Source organism: Paenibacillus sp. plas6, from assembly GCF_057221655.1.
The window spans coordinates 2,432,808-2,450,445 of sequence record NZ_CM170151.1 but is presented as its reverse complement, the minus strand read 5'-3'; the positions used below and the strand labels follow the sequence as shown (position 1 = coordinate 2,450,445).

The window sequence follows — 17,638 nt, the reverse complement described above, 5'->3', positions numbered from 1 at the left end:
ACTTGACAACTAAAAAAAGCCGCTTATATAAGCGGCTTTATAGTCCTTTTTTACTTATTTAACTGTAAAATAAAACAAGCACCTTGACCAGTAATGTTTCGAACATCAATTGAACCATTATGCTTAAGCATTACATTTTTACAATAATATAATCCTAAACCAAAATTGTTATGTTTAGTAGAATAGAACGGCTCAAAAATTTCAGAAATCTCTTTTGCTTCAATTCCAGTACCCGAATCTTGTATTTCTATTGTAACCTGCTTATTACTATGCATAACATGGACATTGATAATTCCTTTATGGTCCATTGCCTCGATAGCGTTGTTTAGCAGATTCATAATAACTTCCTTAAGATGAACCGGATCCATGTAAACAAAAGCTGTTGTGGGAAAGCTTTTGTTTATTGTAATATCGGGGCTATACATGACCTCATACTGATGAATAATTTGCTCCAATAAAGAAATCAGATCATGTTTTTCAATTTTCACTTCTATCTCTTTAATCTTTTCGTTAACCTTCTGTAACATCTGCTGCAGATGCTCTACAGAATTTGCTGCAAGTGTTGCCATCTCACTTATTTCTTCAATTACCTTGTTTGACTGGTTGTGCTGGTCAGCTGTTCTACGGATTTGATACAGCAATATATCGAGTTTATTTATCTCGTTCTTAATCGTATGATTGATAAACTGGCTGCTAGCTTTCATAGCCCCTTTAGCTGCATCCGTTTTCATCCTTTCGATTTTAATTTTCACACCGAGCACGCCGCGCTTCGTTGCTATTACTAAAAACAGCAACAAAATATATAAGGATAAAATATAATTTTTTTGAAATAAATCAATATCAAACATATACAGCATGTAACCTATACTTAATGAGATAAGTATTGGCAATGCTAATAGATTTGTTAAATAACGCTCTATTTTCTTAAAAGTATGTTCTTCTCGTATATAAGAACAAAAAAGTAAAAACGCACTGCTTAATAAACAAATACATTCATATAACACCATCGGAATCTCGTTATTACCAGCATAGTTGATTTTACGAGTCGGTCCCAAAGGAGTAAGCAGCAGTACAATAAAAAGCATAAGCAGTAGAAGCAGCATGATTCGCCGTTCTGTTTTCTTATCAAACCGTTCCGAATATACAATACCGAACATATGCGAAAATTTCTGACCCGCTTGCAAAAATTGCATAACTGAACCATCTAAGCGATGCATTGCTAGGATTCATCCATAATATAGTAGTGCCCAAGAAGATAGAAATGATTAATGTTAAAATCATAGCTTAGACTCCTGATTGTGAAGTCCTCTGCTTTTAATTTTATGCACAACTTCTTTCATTGATTTGGCCCTAAACTTACGAAGTATGGTCGTAATCTGATTTTTCAATGTTCCTTCTGATTTATTCAACGTATTGATGATTTGCGAGCGGGTATTGCCTTGCTCGATCAACATTACAATTTCCTTTTCAGCACTTGTCAGCTTATTATATTGCTCGGCCTCTTTAAGTCGAATATAATCCTTAAGCAATATTTCTTGTGGGATAGTTTGTTGATAGGTTTCTCGTATTATTTTAGAGATACTGCGATAATTACTTTTACTTACATAAGAGATTGCTCCAGCAGTAAATGCATCAATAATTACTTGTTCATTACTTAGTGAGGTTAAAGCAATCACTTTAGCAGGATACTTATTTAAGCTCAGCTCCAGTATAGCCTCGATTCCATCTAATCGATTCTCCGTTAAATTGAGATCCATTAAAACTACATCTACTTGATTGTTAGTACAAAAGGACACTGCTTCTTCCCTAGTCGCTACGACATGAATGACATGGAGATCAGGCTCATTATGTAAAAACATAGTTAACATTTTACTCCAGACGGGATCATCCTCTACTAATAATACATTGATCTTCATCTCATTCACCTCAGACTATGTTGTCAAATTCGCTTTGTTACTTCGGAAAATCCAGCAAGATCAATTAAGCCCATATTCTCTACTTAAGCCTTACTTACTCTTTTATTACCCCTTATCTACAAAATCCATTTACTTGATTTGTAGATAGAGGGCATCGAGTATATGGCAAGTTGAGAATATGGGCTAAATCATTGTTGTTAAACCTAAAAACTGCTGTAGTCATCTAAGCTAACAAATTTTTAAGCTCCTCTGGAGAACGATTCCACCATTCAATATTGTGCTCCATCAACAGCTTGCGCAGTGCAGCTTTTTCGACTGGCCCAATATTATCAAGAACGTATCTGCGTTTAATTGCAGCATCAAGTCGATTAACATGATCAGCAAGAATTTTCCATCCACGCTTTGCCTCACTATCAATCAGCATTTCACAGGATGCTGCACCTGCATAATAAGCTCCCTCCTCATCGCGTTCAACTGCTACCCACACGACCCAGCAAGGACGACCATTCGGTGTATCCTCCTTATTTGGAGTAAATTTAATGCCGCGTTCAATTTTACTTTTAGCATGGAGGGCTCCTACATCAATGTAAGCTTCACCATTATCGATCATGACACAAGCTACATCACTTAAATCAATGGATCCTGCGCCAAAGCCTCTATGTTTTTTATTGCTAACCAGGTTGAGCGATAAATTTTTCTTTTCCTTTTTCTCAGACTGTTGAGGTTGATTTATGTTTTCAGTCACTTTTCTCACACCTTCCAATACATTAATTCTATTTTAGCTAATATTATTGGAAAAGCCAACATATACATGCTGTAGATGCTTGTCAACGGGAGGGAATCGTACGATGTCTGAAAAGCCATATTCTTATCTATTGCTTGGTTTACTCATTGTTGTATTCTTGTTTGCTGCATGGCCGTATCAATTTCAGCATGCATGGCAATCAGGATTTACGTATGCGTTAACACCTGCCCAAGCTATTCAATCTGCCGCTACTGAGGCAAATCCTGTTATTGAACCAGTTATAGCTGCACTTGCCTCCAGTGAGTCCAAGCCTGGCATTTCACAGCCATTAGGCAACGATCTCAACAATATTACTGCTAAACCAGCATTAAGTGAACGAATCGTCAATTATCACATTCAAGTAACTCTTAATGAAGAAGAGCGGATGCTTATTGGTGAAGAAGTGATTACTTGGCGCAATCCTGGAAAACAACCAGTCCATGATTTTTATTTACTGCTTTATGCTAACGCATTTCAATCACCACAAACTACTTTTATGAAGGAATCAGGTGGAAAACTTCGCACAGACGTGGCGACAAAAAATAGCCAAGGCTATATAAACCTGACAAGCCTTGAAACACTTGAAGGTGAAAGCTTGCTGCCGCGACTTAAGTACGTTGCCCCTGATGACGGCAATACGAATGACAGAACCGTCGCAATGTTTAAATTGATTGAACCGCTTTATTCAGGACAAGAAGTAAGCTTTCGATTAACGTTTGAGGTTAAGCTACCAGAAGTATTTGCCAGAATGGGGTATTATGGTGATTTTATTATGGCTGGTCAATGGTTTCCTAAAGTAGCCGCTTATGAAAAAGCAGGAACGAGAGGACGCAGTACCGATGGCTGGAATGTACATCAATATCATGGCAATTCTGAATTCTACAGTAATTTCGGTGTGTATCAAGTAAAAATTCATGTACCAGAAAACTATATTGTCGCTGCCACAGGTTTACAAACAAAGGCTACTAATCTTGGAGAAGGACGAAAGGTTGTTCAATTTTATGCTGAGGATGTGCATGATTTTGCGTTTGCAGCTTCACCACATTTTATTACGCGTGAATCATCCTTTTCTTCTGAAACGATTCCTGGCGTAAAAATTAAACTCTATGTGGATCCATTACACGAAAATCTGGCAGATCGTTATCTTCATGCCGCTTCGTCAGCATTATCTTATTTTGGCAAGCATTATGGCTCATACCCTTACAGCACATTATCGATTGTTGTGCCGCCAACTGGTGCCTCAGGTGCAGGAGGCATGGAGTATCCAACGCTTGTTACTGCATTAGCAGCCGATAAAGAGAGCCCTGGCTACGAGCTGGAGCGCACTGTTATTCACGAAATTGCACATCAATATTGGTATGGAATTATCGCTAACAATGAATTTGAGGAAGCATGGTTAGATGAAGCCTTTACCTCCTACTCAGAAGATAAGGTAATGGAAAATGCCTATGGTGTGTCAAGCAATTATCGCGTCGAAGCTTCTTATATGACTAATCGAGCTCCACTAAAACTTAATGCATGGGAATATAATAACCATCAGCACTACGCTGAAAATGTTTATATGCGAGGCAAACTGCTCTTGCTCGATATTGAGCAAATCATTGGTCAGCCAATGATGACTAAGCTAATGCGGAGCTATTTTCAAACGTATAAATTTAAACATCCGACTACTGAACAATTTCAATCCTTACTTGAAAGGTTAACTAAACAGTCTTGGCAGCAATATTTTGATAGGTACGTTTATTCTAATGAAGCAAATGATCTTTCCATTGTTCAAATTGATACAAAGCAAATCAATGAGCAAGATACTACTTTATATGAATATAGCTTGTTGTTAGCACAAAATAGTGCAGTAAACCGAACAATACCGATTGAGCTCACTTATGCAGATGGTCAAAAAATTCGTCGTTCATGGGAGATAGGTCTAAATGCGAATACCCACTTTATCGAACGCTCAGAAGTTCCACTCTTATATGTGAAGCTTGATCCTGAGCAGACCAATAAGCTGGATGCTAATCTTAACAATAACTTTATGCGTGTTGAGCTGCCACTGAAAGAGCGTAAAGCTGTCGCTATTTCTGCTACATCCATTGTTGATTTGCTGCTGCGCTTATTTAGTTGGTAGTCATACGTTTGGCTTAAAAGATACCTCCGATGTGCTTTTCCTGTGCATCGAAGCAATTGTAGCAAACCATAAAAAGTTATAGGAGGGTAGACCATATGTCTCAACGGTTACGACAAGGCTGGCGCATTACAACTCAGCATTTCAAAATCAACCTTTTGCTCTTTTTATATCAAGCACTTTGGGGATTTCTTTTGTTTCGTACCATTGATCAAATTGCAGCCCCTTTCCTGCTGCGTTACCCCTCGATTACAGCTAGCCCTGAAGCTTTGCAGTTGTTCTGGATTGAAGTTCAGTTTCAACTGTTAAAAACAGATCTATTATCACCTTATTTGCTCGCTTTCTTTTTGCTATTACTGCTGCGTATGCTTATCACTCCACTTTGGCAAAGCGGCATATTTTACAGCGTTCACGCAATGAGCAACGGGGAGCAGCAGTCCAGCTTTCTTAAAGGAGTGCGCACATGTTGGAAGCCAATGATGCTGTTATACTGGTTCAAAAGCTTACTTATTATCGTTCCACTATTATGGCTTCTCTCTCCCTTATTTCAGGAAAGCAATAAAGCCGTCGCCCTGCAAACACTGCTTACTTCCTCTGCCTGGAAATGGTTGGCATTTCTTATGTGGACAGCGCTCATAAGTATTATCGGCTATTTAGTTCAGCTTGGCATTGGTTCTGCATTGCCGCTAACTAAGGCATTCACAAGCAGTTTGAAGCATATTCAAAAAATCGTTCTACTCGCACTGATTATTGCCATGCTTTACGGACTTATCAGTTTATCGATCCATGCATTATCAATGCTATGGGTAACCTTTATTAGCTTTATCATTTATCAGTTGCTACCGCTTATTCGTTCAACCTGTAAAATATGGCTTGTATCTAGTCAATACTCTGCAATCAATAACTCATCCAATTAAGTGTACTAATAAAATAAGTAAACCTTCAATGTATGGCAAAAATAAAGGGTTGCTTAAGACCGACAAGTAAGCCAGCACACTAAGCAACCCTTAAAAACGATATTTTATTACTAATCTGCAATACGATAGCCAACACCGCGTACCGTTGCAATATATTTAGGGTCAACTGCACTATCCTCCAATTTTTTGCGCAAGCTTTTAATATGCACATCGATAACATTGCTTCCACCAAAAAACTGAAGTCCCCAGATAACATCTAACAACTGCTCCCTGCTCTGTACTGAACCATCAGAGGTCAAAAAGTGCAGCAGCAAATCGTACTCTGTTTTTGTTAACTCAATCCGCTCCCCATTTTTCGTAACAACCATTTTCTTTAAATCTACCATCAAATCTTTAAATAGCAGAATATCCTGTAAGCTCGGTGCAGCAGAATTCATCTTAAACAATTCATCTATTCTAGTAAGTACTGTCCCAGCATCAACTGGCCAAAGCATGACTTCGCACCCTTTAAGCTCAATTTGGCTCTCAGGATCGTTTAGTTGCTGTTCATCCATTAGGATAATATTTGGTATACCTATATCTGCTATATTACGCAATAGCTGTTCATCACGTTTGAGCAAATCTATCTCAAGCTGCGGCAAAGGCAAAGCATCATATATAATTAGGTCTGGTTTTAGTGAGCTTAGCAAATTCTCATCTAATCCATGCAAGCAAAACAAGTCAAAGCAAGCATTCGATAATGATACCATGAGATTATTCATGCGTTCTAAATTAAGACTAACAATCATAACTCGTTTCGTCATACTGCATAACGATATATGCAATTCTTGCGTTGACTGCGTTGAAGCTATTAATGTTTGATCGCGCATTTTTCACACAATCCTTCCATAACAATATGGGGATGCTGTATCGTATACTTCGTCTGTTCTGCCACTTGCTCAAGCCATGCTTGCGGAATATCAACCATTACCTCCTCAACATTGCCACAGGATGTACAAACAATGTGCTGGTGCTCCTCCGTACGGGCATCATAGCGACTAACGGATTCGCCAAGCTTTAACTCCTTAATTAGCTGAACCTCTGTCAAATAACGCAAGGAATTATATACAGTTCCATAAGCGAAGTTAAACCCTTTATTACGCAAACGCTCAATAATATCTGCCGCTGTTGGATGATCATCCGACTCTTGAACAACCTCTAGTATCGCTCTACGCTGTACTGTTAAGTTTATTTTTTGAGCCATTCCTTCCACCCTCCTTCTATGTTAGACTAAGTATAAATCTAATATCGACTGACGTCAATTATTTCTGCCAATAAGGCTATAAAATAGGACTTAAGAGCCTTGAAATAGACTCCTTAAAGCGATGAAACAGCGGTCTGCGCTGATATTCCTCTAAGGTAAGCAAATGCGAGGCTTTCATATCTTCATGGAAGATTCGCTCCAGTCGCTCTGCTACCGCTTGGTTATAAATAAATGCATTCATTTCAAAATTAAGCTTAAAGCTGCGAATATCCAGATTCGCTGTCCCTACTGAAGCAACCATGCCATCAACCACTAATGTCTTCGCATGTAAAAAACCTGCTTCATAGCGATAAACCTTTACTCCACAAGATAGTAAATCCTCCAAATAAGATTGCGTCGCCCAAAATACAAAGAAATGATCGGGCTTGCTCGGAATCATTAAGCGAACATCTTTGCCTGACAACGCCGCAGTACGTAACGCATTTAATAAGCTGCCGTCAGGAACGAAATATGGCGTTTGTAAATAAACGGATTGCTTAGCCGAATAAATCATCTTAATGTAAGAATTTTTTATCTCTTGGAACTCGGAATCCGGTCCGCTTGCTACAACTTGAATACCAATATGCTTGTTATAGGTTTCAGGCATTGTTGGATAATACAATCGATCGAAGCTAATTTTGTCTTTCACAGCAATATTCCAGTCCATCATGAACTGTGCTTGCATCTGTAAAACAGCGTCTCCTTTAATTCGCAAATGGGTATCCCGCCACTTGCCAAAATGTTTATTTAAGCCTAAATATTCATCGCCAATATTGAAACCGCCAATATAACCAATTTGACCATCAACAACAACTAGCTTACGATGGTTGCGAAAATTAATTTTTATATTAAGCAGCGGTATACGAGATGGGAAAAAGGCTGCTTCTCTGCCGCCTGCTTCACGAAACTCTTGAAAGAACTTTCTAGTTAATCGATGACTGCCAACATGATCGTAAAGAAAGCGAACCTCAACTCCCTCACGAGCTTTTTTTGTTAAGGCACGCATTAGCCGTCTACCTAGCTCATCATCGCGAACAATATAGTACACAAGATGAATATGATGTTTAGCTTGTTCAATATCATCAATAAGTGCATTAAACTTTTCATTGCCATCTGTATAAATATCTACTTCATTACGAGAAGTAAACAATGAAAAATCAGTTGTTAAATTCATAGCAATAAGATCAGCATAATGTTCAACCTCAGGACCAGCAAAATCAAGCTCTCCAGAATAAAGCTTTCTTCGCTGTTCTAGCACAAGATCCTGAATCATGCTCGGTGTTATGCCAAGCAGCTTGCTATATTTACGTTTTTTGAACTTCTGTCCTAAAATCAAGTAAAGTACGAAGCCAACTATCGGAATAAAAAATAGTACCATAACCCATGCCCATGTTGAGCTTACATTACGCCGTTCAAGGAAAATTATTGTCATAGCAAGAAAGATATTAAGAATTGTAATGACCAAATATATTTGCTGCCCAATAACCATTTCTTAAATCTCCTTCACTGTTATTTAACGCTTTACTGGTTCTACACCGTAATACTCCTCTAATGTAATTCCTTGTTCAGCTATATATTCAGCAATTTCTACGCCCACATAACGCAAATGCCATGGCTCATATTTATAACCTGTTATATCTTCTTTACCTTTTGGATATCGTATAATAAAGCCAAATTTTGCTGCATTATTTTCGAGCCATACCGCTTCAACCGTATCTGCGAAGCAATCCTGCGCAGCGCACTTACCATCACTACCTGAAACGTCGATTGCCAACCCAGTTTCATGTTCACTTGTTCCGGGCTCGGCACTGTAGGTTTTCGCCTTTTCTAAGCCGTCACGTTCCACATAGCGATTAAAAAGTGCAGTTTGGGTGCTATGCGAGCGATAAGCGGACACGCCTGCTAAGTAAATGCCATCAACCTCCGCAGCTTCAAACATTTTTTCGAGCGCATGAGCAGCTTCTTCTCGCATCATCCGTTTTTCAATCTTTTCATTAAAAGTAAAGCGAACATCTGGATAAACAAGATCTTTTGGCTCATAATTGTCAGGCAGTTTAAAATTTGGATTAACGATAACTCCAATGCTTTCAGCATTAGTATCCGGTTCAATTGGTTGTTCCGATACTCCTGGCTCTGTCTCGCTTAAATCTTTATTTTGCGAAACGTCATCCGTAGGCTGAATTGTTGTGCCTTCTGCAACTTTATCTCCTTTATTTTCGTCATTGTTAGTAATTGCATTTGATGTTGGGTTTATACCTGCTTGCTTCTGATCTTGCTTCTGACCTACAAAATATACGACTACTGCAATTAATACGGCAAGGGAGAGTAAAAATAATAATAACCTGCCTAACTTCATGTTTATATTGCCTCCTTAATAAAATCCCTTTAAAAAATGCGCTCTTTTTTGAGGAAACAGGGATGAACTGTATTGATTTGATGTCTAAACTGTAAAATTGTGATCAATTTACATTTTTTCGATTTTGACATTAACATCATTGAGCAGCATAATAAGTAAGTATTATATCACTTATAAAGCTTTAATGAATACAGAATATATAGAATTATGAAGGGTAGGATGTATGGTGTTACAAGAAAGCTACAAACGCATTTTTAGTATGCCGCCAATTTTGTTCTTTTCTTTTATCATGCTGCTAAAAAGTGCTCTAGCTTGGTTTGTTATCTTCGAAGATGGAGCATCCTGGATGGTTTTATTAAAAGAGCTGCCATTCGTATTAATTGTATTTAGCTTAATCGAAGCTTTTGCTAAAAAGCGGAAAATGCTCTACTATTTAATCTCCAATTTGCTCATGACTACTATTTTATTTGCGGTCATCATGTATTACAAGTACTACGGAGTCATTGTAACATACTTTGCTTTGGCGCAAGTCAATCAAGTAACAGCAGTAAAAAATAGCGTATTTTCATTAATGGATCCGTACTTCTTGTTTATCTTTACTGATGTAATCATTTTTGCCGCATTATTAATTAAGAAAAAACGAGATATTGATTGGAAAGCTAAATTCAATCAGCCAAGCAGTCGAAAGGTTGCATTGTCACTAACGATTATTTCATTAGTTTTGTGCTTATTTAATATCGTGCCAAACCGCGCGAGTATGAACGAAATTGTAAAAGCAGAACAAATGGGTATCCTCAATTACGAAGCGTATATGATTTTCTCTAGCAAAGAACAGGAACTTGTAGAACCAGAAAAAATAACACAAAGCTACATCAACGATATTAAAAAGATTCATCCAGTTGAACAACCGCTATTGCAAGGTTCTGCAAAAGGTAAAAACTTAATTATTATCCAAATGGAATCAATGCAAAACTTTCTTGTTGATCTAAAAATTGAAGGACAAGAAATAATGCCAAATCTGAATAAGCTTATTAAAGAAAGCTATTATTTTGATAAATTTTATCAACAAGTAGGACAAGGCAATACATCTGACGCAGAATATGTAGTCAACACTTCATTGTATATTCCGCCGCGCGGGGCAGCGACACAGATGTATGTTGACCGTGAGCTGCCTAGCATTCCTAAGCTGCTAAAGCAGGAAGGTTATCATTCTGCTACTTTCCATACAAATGTCGTGGAGTTCTGGAATCGTGGCGAGTTATATGAATCGTTAGGCTTTGATCAATACTTTGACGCAAAATATTTTGGTGATGAAGATACGGTATTTTTTGGTCCATCGGATGAAGTACTCTATCGTAAAACGATGGATAAGTTGCTTGAATTTAATCAATCCCGGCAACCGTTTTATGCACAGGTCATTTCGATGACGGCACATCATCCATTTACAATTCCAGATGATAAACGTCTCATTACATTACCTGAGCGCTATAATAATACTCTTGTTGGTGATTATATTGTTTCCCAACATTATGCCGATCAACAATTAGGTAAATTCATTGAAAACTTAAAAGAAACAGGTATTTGGGATAACAGCTTAATTGTCATTTATGGTGACCACCTTGGCTTGCCAATCTACTCACTAGACAGCCATGAGATGGATTTAATGAAAGAAATTTACGGCCGTGAGTACACGTATACGGATATGATTAATATTCCACTTGTTATCGTTAATGAAGGGGTAACAGAAGGAAAAGTATTTAGTCAGATTGGTGGACAGGTTGATATTTTGCCAACTGTAGCGAATTTGCTAGGTGTATCATTAGATGGTCAAATTCACTTTGGGCAAGACATCTTAAACAATAAAGATAATCTATTGCCGCAGCGTTATTACTTGCCGACTGGTTCCTTCTTAACAAGTGAGGAACTGTTCCTATCTGGCAGCGGTTATGAAGATGGTAAACATTACTCCTTATCTGATGCTAGTGTAGGTACAGAAGGTGCTACAGAGGAAGAGTTCCAACGAGCTCTTGAACTTCTTCAGTTATCTGATAGCTACGTTAACAGCCTGCCGCTAAAAGATAAAAATAAAGATGCAGGCAGCAGTAAAAAATAATGAGTTTGAGAAGTCAGCTTGGTTACTGATTTAGGAAGCAAAATATCAAAAGGTTGGATTGAGATAGTTTATCTCATCCAACCTTTTCTATTCATGGTTAACCTTTTCCCTTATGTATATTTTTCAACCAGTTGATCGCTAAATCGAACCAAACTGCTGTTTGTGGGATGATATCCTTTGACCCTCTCGCTGTTGTCTCATCTGCCAATGACAAGCCGTGATCGCCATCGGCAAAAATATGCAGCTCATACGGTACATTTTTTTCAGCCAACCGCATTGCAAAGCGAAGTGAATTTTCAGCGTATACAAGCGAATCACCTGCAGTGTGCCAAATAAAACAAGGAGGCGTTAAAGAGGAAACATGCGTGATAGGACTTCGCTCGATAAGTTCCGCATCGCTAGGATTTGCTTTGCCGAACACTGCTTGATTTGCTAAATTCCAAAAAGCAGTTGTCTCTTTACTTGGGTTCGCTTCAATCTTAGCTTTCATCAATGTATAGTCGAATACGGGATATCCAAGAATTAACGCATTAGGTTTTAACAGCGATGATGAAACATTAAGCTGTGTGCTTAAGTAATCATCCTGCCAATGAACACCAAGACTTGCAGCGAGATGACCGCCTGCGGAAAACCCGCATACCGTCACTTGATCAGTCTCAACAAGCCAATCATCTGCTCTCTCCCTCACTGTAAGCACTGCTTTCGCTAAATCCAGTAAAGGCTGCGGATAAGCACTTTTCGGGTTGCCTTGCGGAGGATCCGTAAATAGGTCAAAATTAATTTCCTTATAATGCGTCGTATAACGAAGAACAAATACATGATAGCCGCGAGAAGCATACCGTAAAGCAACAGGTTCTGCTTCACGATCAGATGTACATAAATAAGCACCGCCAGGACATACAATAATGGCTGGGCGTCTTTTTCCGCTTTGAAATTCTGTTGAATTTTTTTGTACATATAATTGCAGCTTGGCACCTTCTCCATCTTCCCACAATTGAATTTCATCAGTCAGCATCATATTTCAGCTCCTTTATTATTTATTATTTAATAAGTAAATGATTTTTGGATTGTAAGCGTTGTTGCAGGTTAATGTTCAAAGTATACATCATATTTTAGTGATTTTTATAACTTCTTCCACTGTATCTTTAATTCCTTCAAAAACCTCGTCTGTCCGAGCAGTTGGTGTTGTGAAGACTTAACCGCTTTCTAATAGTAGGATGGTGCTATTGTAAGCTCGCATGTTTTAAACCTGAATAAAACAAAAAGTTGGATAGCGGCATTACAATGCCTCATCCAACTTTTTAACTACTATGATAAATATGAATTGAAGTAATCTTTATTTTGTATAGCACAACCTATCTATTCGTGTTTAGCTCGATGCAGCTCGTAATAAAGCTCCTCATCGCTCATAAACGCAAATATTTCCTCACGATCTGTAAGTAATGAGTAAGCCAGCATCAGTTTCGTGAGAGCTGCTTCCGGAGCCATCCCAGCTAACAGCTTACCGCCAGCCTCCAGCAAACGAGCAGTAGAGGCATACTGTGCTTCCTCTAAGCTCTTGGCAGGCACTAAGTATACATCTATACCTTGTTGCTGACAACGAGCAATAAAGGCTGGTAATGACGCAGAACCATCTGGCAAAGAATACGCTGTGGCAGAATGATAGAGCTCATGTAAAATCGCTCTTGGTTTCTTATCAGCCCACTGATACAAATCATAGTTAAGCCCAGGAAAAGGCTTAATATAGACAATATCACTGTTTAATTGCTCTAGCTTGCTAATTGCATCGCCCCAGCGATGATTGGCAGGAGCTAGCTCTGCAAGCGAAGGATTGCGTACATCTTGCTGCAATTGACACTCTCCATCGCGTAATATCCCTAAATTAAGCTCATACGGACAACGGAATTGATCTGTAAATGACTCACATTGCATAATTCTCGTAGCCAAATACAGTCTACATTCTCCGCGATCATTTTCATAAGCTACAAACACACCTGGCGGAGCTTGCCGCTTTATCCATTGGGTTACCTCGCGTAAATTTCTAAGGCCGTTGGCACGTTCATCATCCAATGGATAGTTGCTGGCAATAAGCACAATAGGAATCTGCGTTGCCGAGAGCATATAGCCAAGCATTGCCGCACTATAAGCTAATGTATCAGACCCGTGGGTTACAATAATGCCCGCATATTGCTCTTGCGGAATGCTGCGAATGCATTTCGCGAGGTCTATCCATTGCTGAGCATGAAGATTTTCACTCAATAGATTTAACGGCTGAATCGTATCGAACTCAACCTCCTCGCCATACTGCTTCTTATATTGCTCAATAATAAGATAAGATCCCGAGCTGCTCACATCAATTGATTGTGATTCTTTTAAACTGCCGATTGTACCGCCAGTAAATACAATCATAATTCGCTTCATCATATTTTCCCTCTTACTTTCTAATAAATGGCCACCAATTATATTTTCCAAATAGCTTAACCGCTACAGGAATAAATAATGGCAAAATAATTAGCGCGTACAGCATAAGTCCACATAGAACAAGCGTAGCAATTTGCAACAAACTCATAACGCCTGATGGCAGCATTGCTGCAAAAGTGCCTCCTAATATAATTGCCGCAGATATGATTACTGAACCCATGCTTTTCATAGCTTCATGAATAGCTGTAGTAGGCGACATATCACTATTTTCTTTGAAGCGATCCATTAAGAAAATACTATAGTCTACACCAAGCGCAATAAGCATAACAAAGCCGAAGAATGGTACTGCCCAGCTTACGCCAGATAATCCTACAATATCGACAAAGATTAACTCTGTAATCGCCATAGACGTGCTGTACGTAATTAATAACGAGCATACAAGATAAATCGGAATAACAATGGATCGGAATAACAACAGCAAAATAATGAATATACCTATCAGCATTAACGTTACGGTGCGAGAATAATCCTCATCGCTTAAAGTTTTTAAGTCATGGTTCATACTCGTTATACCTGCAATTTGAACCTCTGCTCCTTCATGCTCCGTACCAGCCAGTTGCTCTTCAACTACAGGCAATAATCCGTCTACTACGTCAATTGAATTCATCGAGTAAGGATTATCTTCCATTATTACATCGAGCGTAATAATCTTATGATCAGCAGACATATATTGCTCCAGCACAGGGGCAAAATCCTCACTTGTAATTGCTTCGCTTGGCATATACCAACCAGCTAACTCCTTATCTGGAGATTCAACTAGTCCTTGCAAATAATCTTGTGCTGAATTAAAGCCTTCTGTCACTTGCTGCAAGCCATCAACACTTTGTCCTAGCCCATCTGTTAATTGCTTAAGCTGGTCTTGGATGTCAACAAAGCCTTGTTTTAATTGCGTTCCGCCGTCAGCGATCCCGCCAAGACCATCTGCAATAAGCGGAACTTGATTGCTGCCTTGCTTAGAACCAGCAGCAAGCTGCTGTAAACCTTCACGCAATGCACTAATGCCGCTTGCTACCTGCTTCATACCGTTTGAAAATGCTTGTTGTCCGCTACTTGCGCTTTCTAAGCCACTATTTGCTTGAGCTAAACCGCCAAGCAAACCTGTTAGTCCGCTATTCAACTCCTGCATACTCGTCGATAATGCTTTTGCTCCAGCAGATAGTTGCTGCATCGAAGCAACTAACGCTTGATAGGCAGCATCCTCAGCAAGCTCTGGGTACTGGGCTTGCAGTCCTTGCATTCCTTGCTCAATTCCTGCCAAGCCTTCAGCTAACGTAGCCTGCTGTTTTGCAATCTCTGTATATCCAGCTGAAAGCTGCTGCCCACCTGAATAAAGCTCACGATATCCTTGTAGTAATTGATCGCTCGCAGCGGCAAGCTTAAGCGCATTATCTTCCAGCTCCTTAAGTCCCGCTTCAAGCTGCTCAGCGGACTTGGCTCCTTGCTCCATGCCAGAGCTAATTTCTGTTAATCCTTTAGATAGCTGATTAACGCCATCTTGCAGTTTTTTGCTGCCATCGACAAGCTCCTGTGCCCCCGAAATCGCAGTGTTAAGCTGTGGTGTATGTTCATTTAATGCCACTTGAGCTTCAGATAAACCATTGGCAATTTCATTTAATCCATCCTGCCCTTGTGACAATCCATCTTCCAGCAAGCTGACTTGATCGGTGACGAGAAACTCATCCATCTGCTCACCTAATGGACGGGTAGCACTGCGTACACCTGACACACCGTCTAACTGAAGCAACGCACGTGTTGTCCGCTCTATAATCGCCATCCCTTCTGAATTATCAAATGGCTGTTCACTTTTCACGACAATTGTCGTGGGCATAGATTCACCTGGTGCAAAATTGTTTGCAATAATGTTAAAGCCTTTAACTGAGTCGTACTTTTCTCCAATTTCATCTAATGAATTGTAAGAAACAAGATCGTCCTTCGTTAACAGTAACGGAACAATAATGATAGCAATAATTAATAATGAAAAGATCGGTTTATTTAAGGAAAAGGCACCTACCTTATCCCATAGCTTGCTATGACCATGTTCAATTTTTTTAGTACTAGGCCAGAAAAGTTTTGTACCAAACGTATATAAAAAGAATGGAACAATGGTATAAAGCGCAATTAGCATAATAACAATACCAACTGCTACTGCAACTGCAGAACGATATAAAATAAAAGTCGAAAGCCCAATTGCGCTAAAGCCGACAAGCACAGCGATGCCGGAAACAAATACTGTACGCCCCGCTGTACGATACGTTGTTAAAATCGCTTCATATTTATCTCCATGCTTGCTCATTTCTTCCTTATAGCGGCTAATAAGCAAAATACAATAGTCAGTTCCTATCCCGAATAGAATGGCTAGCATAAAGATTTGCGTAAACGTCGACAAAGGAAAATCTGTATACTCAGCAAGATAAGATACAACGCCTTGTGCAACAAGATATGATAAACCCACAGTTAGTAGCGGCACAAGCGGAGCAACTGCCGAGCGAAAAACAAGACATAATACGACTAATATAAATGCTACAGTAATTAGCTCTGTCCGCTTTAAGCCCTCCTCTGAGCTAAGTAAAACATCCTGACTAATAATCCAGCTGCCTGTAAGATAATGTTCGATTGAAACATTGTCCAACGCAGCATATAATTCATCAATTACAACTTCAGCCTCTCGATCTTGCAAATCAACATTAAGTAAAACAATTATAGTTGATTGATCGGATGAAACCATTTGCTCCTTAAGCTGTTCATTTTCAAAATGAGTCGTAATTTTCGTAATGCCCAATTCAGCTTGTTGATTTTTTAACTGTTCAATAGCATTTTTAACCTCGTTTTTCTCACTTTCTGACAAACCGCCTTCATGATAAAAAACTAGTGCGGTAGAGTTACCCTCACTTGCATCACCATCCTCACTTCTGCTGCTGCTCTTTTCAGCAAGCAGCTCATTGGCAAGCGACGAAGAGTAGTTGTCTGGCACAGTAATTTGCCCTTTTTCTCTAACGAGCTCTCCTAAGTTTGGCGCAGTAACCATCATCACAACAACAGCGACAAGCCAAAGTACAAGTACAAACCATCTAGCTTTTAAGATTGATTTCAAACTTGTTCCTCCTCAATATCATGCTTTAATATGTCGGCAACAAACTCTAATACTTCAATAAATTCAAAGCCCTTACGTTCACCGATTTTATCCAGATAAGGCTGAATAATCTTATAAATGGCTCGCTCCATAGTATGGTACTCGCGACGCCCTTCATCCGTTAAGGTCAAATAGACGACGCGCCGATCTGCTTGATTGGTTGTCCGTTCAATCAAGCCCTTGCTAAAAAGGCGATTACAAATTGAAGTAATCGTGCTTCTTCCAACGCAAAGCTGATCTGCAAGCTCTGAAGAAGTTACTCCATTGTTACGCATTAAATATCGAATAATAAATAACTGTTCAGACGTGATATCTCCCGGTAGCACCTCTTTTATTTTGCGAAACATTCGCCTTTCTATTAAAAAGGTCGCTCGTTCATAGCGTTCAACGATTTGAGCCATTACTTGATCTGAAGCCACTTTCCCACCTCCTTTACCTTCTATAAATAGTTTCATTATGAAACTATTCTATCACCGAACTATTTGTCCATCAAACAACTTTTTCCTAAATTTCACAAATTAGCTACGATTATATAGC

General features: G+C 39.1%; 14 protein-coding genes. 3 read left to right on the top strand and 11 right to left on the bottom strand.

What is annotated here, in order from left to right:
- Positions 1-50: 50 nt before the first annotated feature.
- The 3 genes from AC2TDL_RS11045 to AC2TDL_RS11035 all read right to left on the bottom strand — a co-directional run bounded on the left by AC2TDL_RS11045 (position 51) and on the right by AC2TDL_RS11035 (position 2,661).
- Positions 51-1,217: a sensor histidine kinase gene (locus AC2TDL_RS11045; RefSeq protein ID WP_484696188.1), complete on the bottom strand. Its 1,167-nt coding sequence runs from the start codon at positions 1,215-1,217 to the stop codon at positions 51-53.
- A gap of 60 nt (positions 1,218-1,277) precedes the next feature.
- Positions 1,278-1,916, bottom strand: a complete 639-nt coding sequence (locus tag AC2TDL_RS11040) for a response regulator transcription factor (RefSeq protein WP_484696187.1) — start codon at positions 1,914-1,916, stop codon at positions 1,278-1,280.
- A 223-nt stretch (positions 1,917-2,139) separates the two neighbouring features.
- Positions 2,140-2,661: a YwhD family protein gene (locus tag AC2TDL_RS11035; protein ID WP_484696186.1), complete on the bottom strand. Its 522-nt coding sequence runs from the start codon at positions 2,659-2,661 to the stop codon at positions 2,140-2,142.
- 103 nt (positions 2,662-2,764) lie between these two features.
- Here AC2TDL_RS11035 and AC2TDL_RS11030 point away from each other — a divergent pair, with 103 nt between their 5' ends.
- Positions 2,765-4,825, top strand: coding sequence for a M1 family metallopeptidase (locus AC2TDL_RS11030; RefSeq protein WP_484696185.1), 2,061 nt, complete (start codon positions 2,765-2,767; stop codon positions 4,823-4,825).
- Positions 4,826-4,920: 95 nt separating this feature from the next.
- The gene (locus tag AC2TDL_RS11025; protein ID WP_484696184.1) at positions 4,921-5,739 is read left to right on the top strand and encodes a hypothetical protein; all 819 of its coding nucleotides are present in this window, start codon (positions 4,921-4,923) and stop codon (positions 5,737-5,739) included.
- Positions 5,740-5,849: 110 nt separating this feature from the next.
- On the opposite strand, the gene AC2TDL_RS11020 is transcribed toward AC2TDL_RS11025, so the two are convergent.
- From AC2TDL_RS11020 to AC2TDL_RS11005, 4 genes are all read right to left on the bottom strand, one after another.
- Positions 5,850-6,542, bottom strand: a complete 693-nt coding sequence (locus AC2TDL_RS11020) for a response regulator transcription factor (RefSeq protein WP_484696183.1) — start codon at positions 6,540-6,542, stop codon at positions 5,850-5,852.
- 47 nt (positions 6,543-6,589) lie between these two features.
- Positions 6,590-6,982 (bottom strand): Fur family transcriptional regulator, encoded by a 393-nt coding sequence (locus tag AC2TDL_RS11015; protein ID WP_484696182.1) that lies wholly within the window; start codon positions 6,980-6,982, stop codon positions 6,590-6,592.
- A gap of 76 nt (positions 6,983-7,058) precedes the next feature.
- Positions 7,059-8,510 carry a cardiolipin synthase gene (gene cls / locus AC2TDL_RS11010; protein WP_484696181.1) on the bottom strand — a complete coding sequence of 484 codons (1,452 nt, stop codon included), beginning with the start codon at positions 8,508-8,510 and terminating at the stop codon, positions 7,059-7,061.
- Between the two features lie 24 nt (positions 8,511-8,534).
- Positions 8,535-9,377, bottom strand: coding sequence for a M15 family metallopeptidase (locus tag AC2TDL_RS11005; protein WP_484696180.1), 843 nt, complete (start codon positions 9,375-9,377; stop codon positions 8,535-8,537).
- Positions 9,378-9,666: 289 nt separating this feature from the next.
- Here AC2TDL_RS11005 and AC2TDL_RS11000 point away from each other — a divergent pair, with 289 nt between their 5' ends.
- Positions 9,667-11,490, top strand: a complete 1,824-nt coding sequence (locus tag AC2TDL_RS11000; protein ID WP_484696179.1) for an LTA synthase family protein — start codon at positions 9,667-9,669, stop codon at positions 11,488-11,490.
- 97 nt (positions 11,491-11,587) lie between these two features.
- On the opposite strand, the gene AC2TDL_RS10995 is transcribed toward AC2TDL_RS11000, so the two are convergent.
- From AC2TDL_RS10995 to AC2TDL_RS10980, 4 genes are all read right to left on the bottom strand, one after another.
- Positions 11,588-12,508, bottom strand: a complete 921-nt coding sequence (locus AC2TDL_RS10995; RefSeq protein ID WP_484696178.1) for an alpha/beta hydrolase — start codon at positions 12,506-12,508, stop codon at positions 11,588-11,590.
- A gap of 341 nt (positions 12,509-12,849) precedes the next feature.
- On the bottom strand, positions 12,850-13,914 hold the full coding sequence (locus tag AC2TDL_RS10990) for an asparaginase (RefSeq protein ID WP_484696177.1): 1,065 nt from the start codon (positions 13,912-13,914) through the stop codon (positions 12,850-12,852).
- Between the two features lie 10 nt (positions 13,915-13,924).
- Positions 13,925-17,062, bottom strand: coding sequence for an MMPL family transporter (locus AC2TDL_RS10985; RefSeq protein ID WP_484696176.1), 3,138 nt, complete (start codon positions 17,060-17,062; stop codon positions 13,925-13,927).
- Positions 17,059-17,520: a MarR family winged helix-turn-helix transcriptional regulator gene (locus AC2TDL_RS10980; protein ID WP_484696175.1), complete on the bottom strand. Its 462-nt coding sequence runs from the start codon at positions 17,518-17,520 to the stop codon at positions 17,059-17,061. Before AC2TDL_RS10980 ends, AC2TDL_RS10985 begins: the two co-directional genes overlap by 4 nt.
- Positions 17,521-17,638: the final 118 nt, after the last annotated feature.

Bases quoted from the DNA above. Each gene is read 5' to 3' on its own strand.
- AC2TDL_RS11045 (WP_484696188.1), bottom strand. From the start codon at position 1,217: ATGCATCGCTTAGATGGTTCAGTTATGCAATTTTTGCAAGCGGGTCAG.
- AC2TDL_RS11040 (WP_484696187.1), bottom strand. From the start codon at position 1,916: ATGAAGATCAATGTATTATTAGTAGAGGATGATCCCGTCTGGAGTAAA.
- AC2TDL_RS11030 (WP_484696185.1), top strand. From the start codon at position 2,765: ATGTCTGAAAAGCCATATTCTTATCTATTGCTTGGTTTACTCATTGTT.
- AC2TDL_RS11025 (WP_484696184.1), top strand. From the start codon at position 4,921: ATGTCTCAACGGTTACGACAAGGCTGGCGCATTACAACTCAGCATTTC.
- AC2TDL_RS11020 (WP_484696183.1), bottom strand. From the start codon at position 6,542: ATGACGAAACGAGTTATGATTGTTAGTCTTAATTTAGAACGCATGAAT.
- AC2TDL_RS11015 (WP_484696182.1), bottom strand. From the start codon at position 6,982: ATGGCTCAAAAAATAAACTTAACAGTACAGCGTAGAGCGATACTAGAG.
- cls (WP_484696181.1), bottom strand. From the start codon at position 8,510: ATGGTTATTGGGCAGCAAATATATTTGGTCATTACAATTCTTAATATC.
- AC2TDL_RS11005 (WP_484696180.1), bottom strand. From the start codon at position 9,377: ATGAAGTTAGGCAGGTTATTATTATTTTTACTCTCCCTTGCCGTATTA.
- AC2TDL_RS11000 (WP_484696179.1), top strand. From the start codon at position 9,667: ATGCTGCTAAAAAGTGCTCTAGCTTGGTTTGTTATCTTCGAAGATGGA.
- AC2TDL_RS10995 (WP_484696178.1), bottom strand. From the start codon at position 12,508: ATGATGCTGACTGATGAAATTCAATTGTGGGAAGATGGAGAAGGTGCC.
- AC2TDL_RS10990 (WP_484696177.1), bottom strand. From the start codon at position 13,914: ATGATGAAGCGAATTATGATTGTATTTACTGGCGGTACAATCGGCAGT.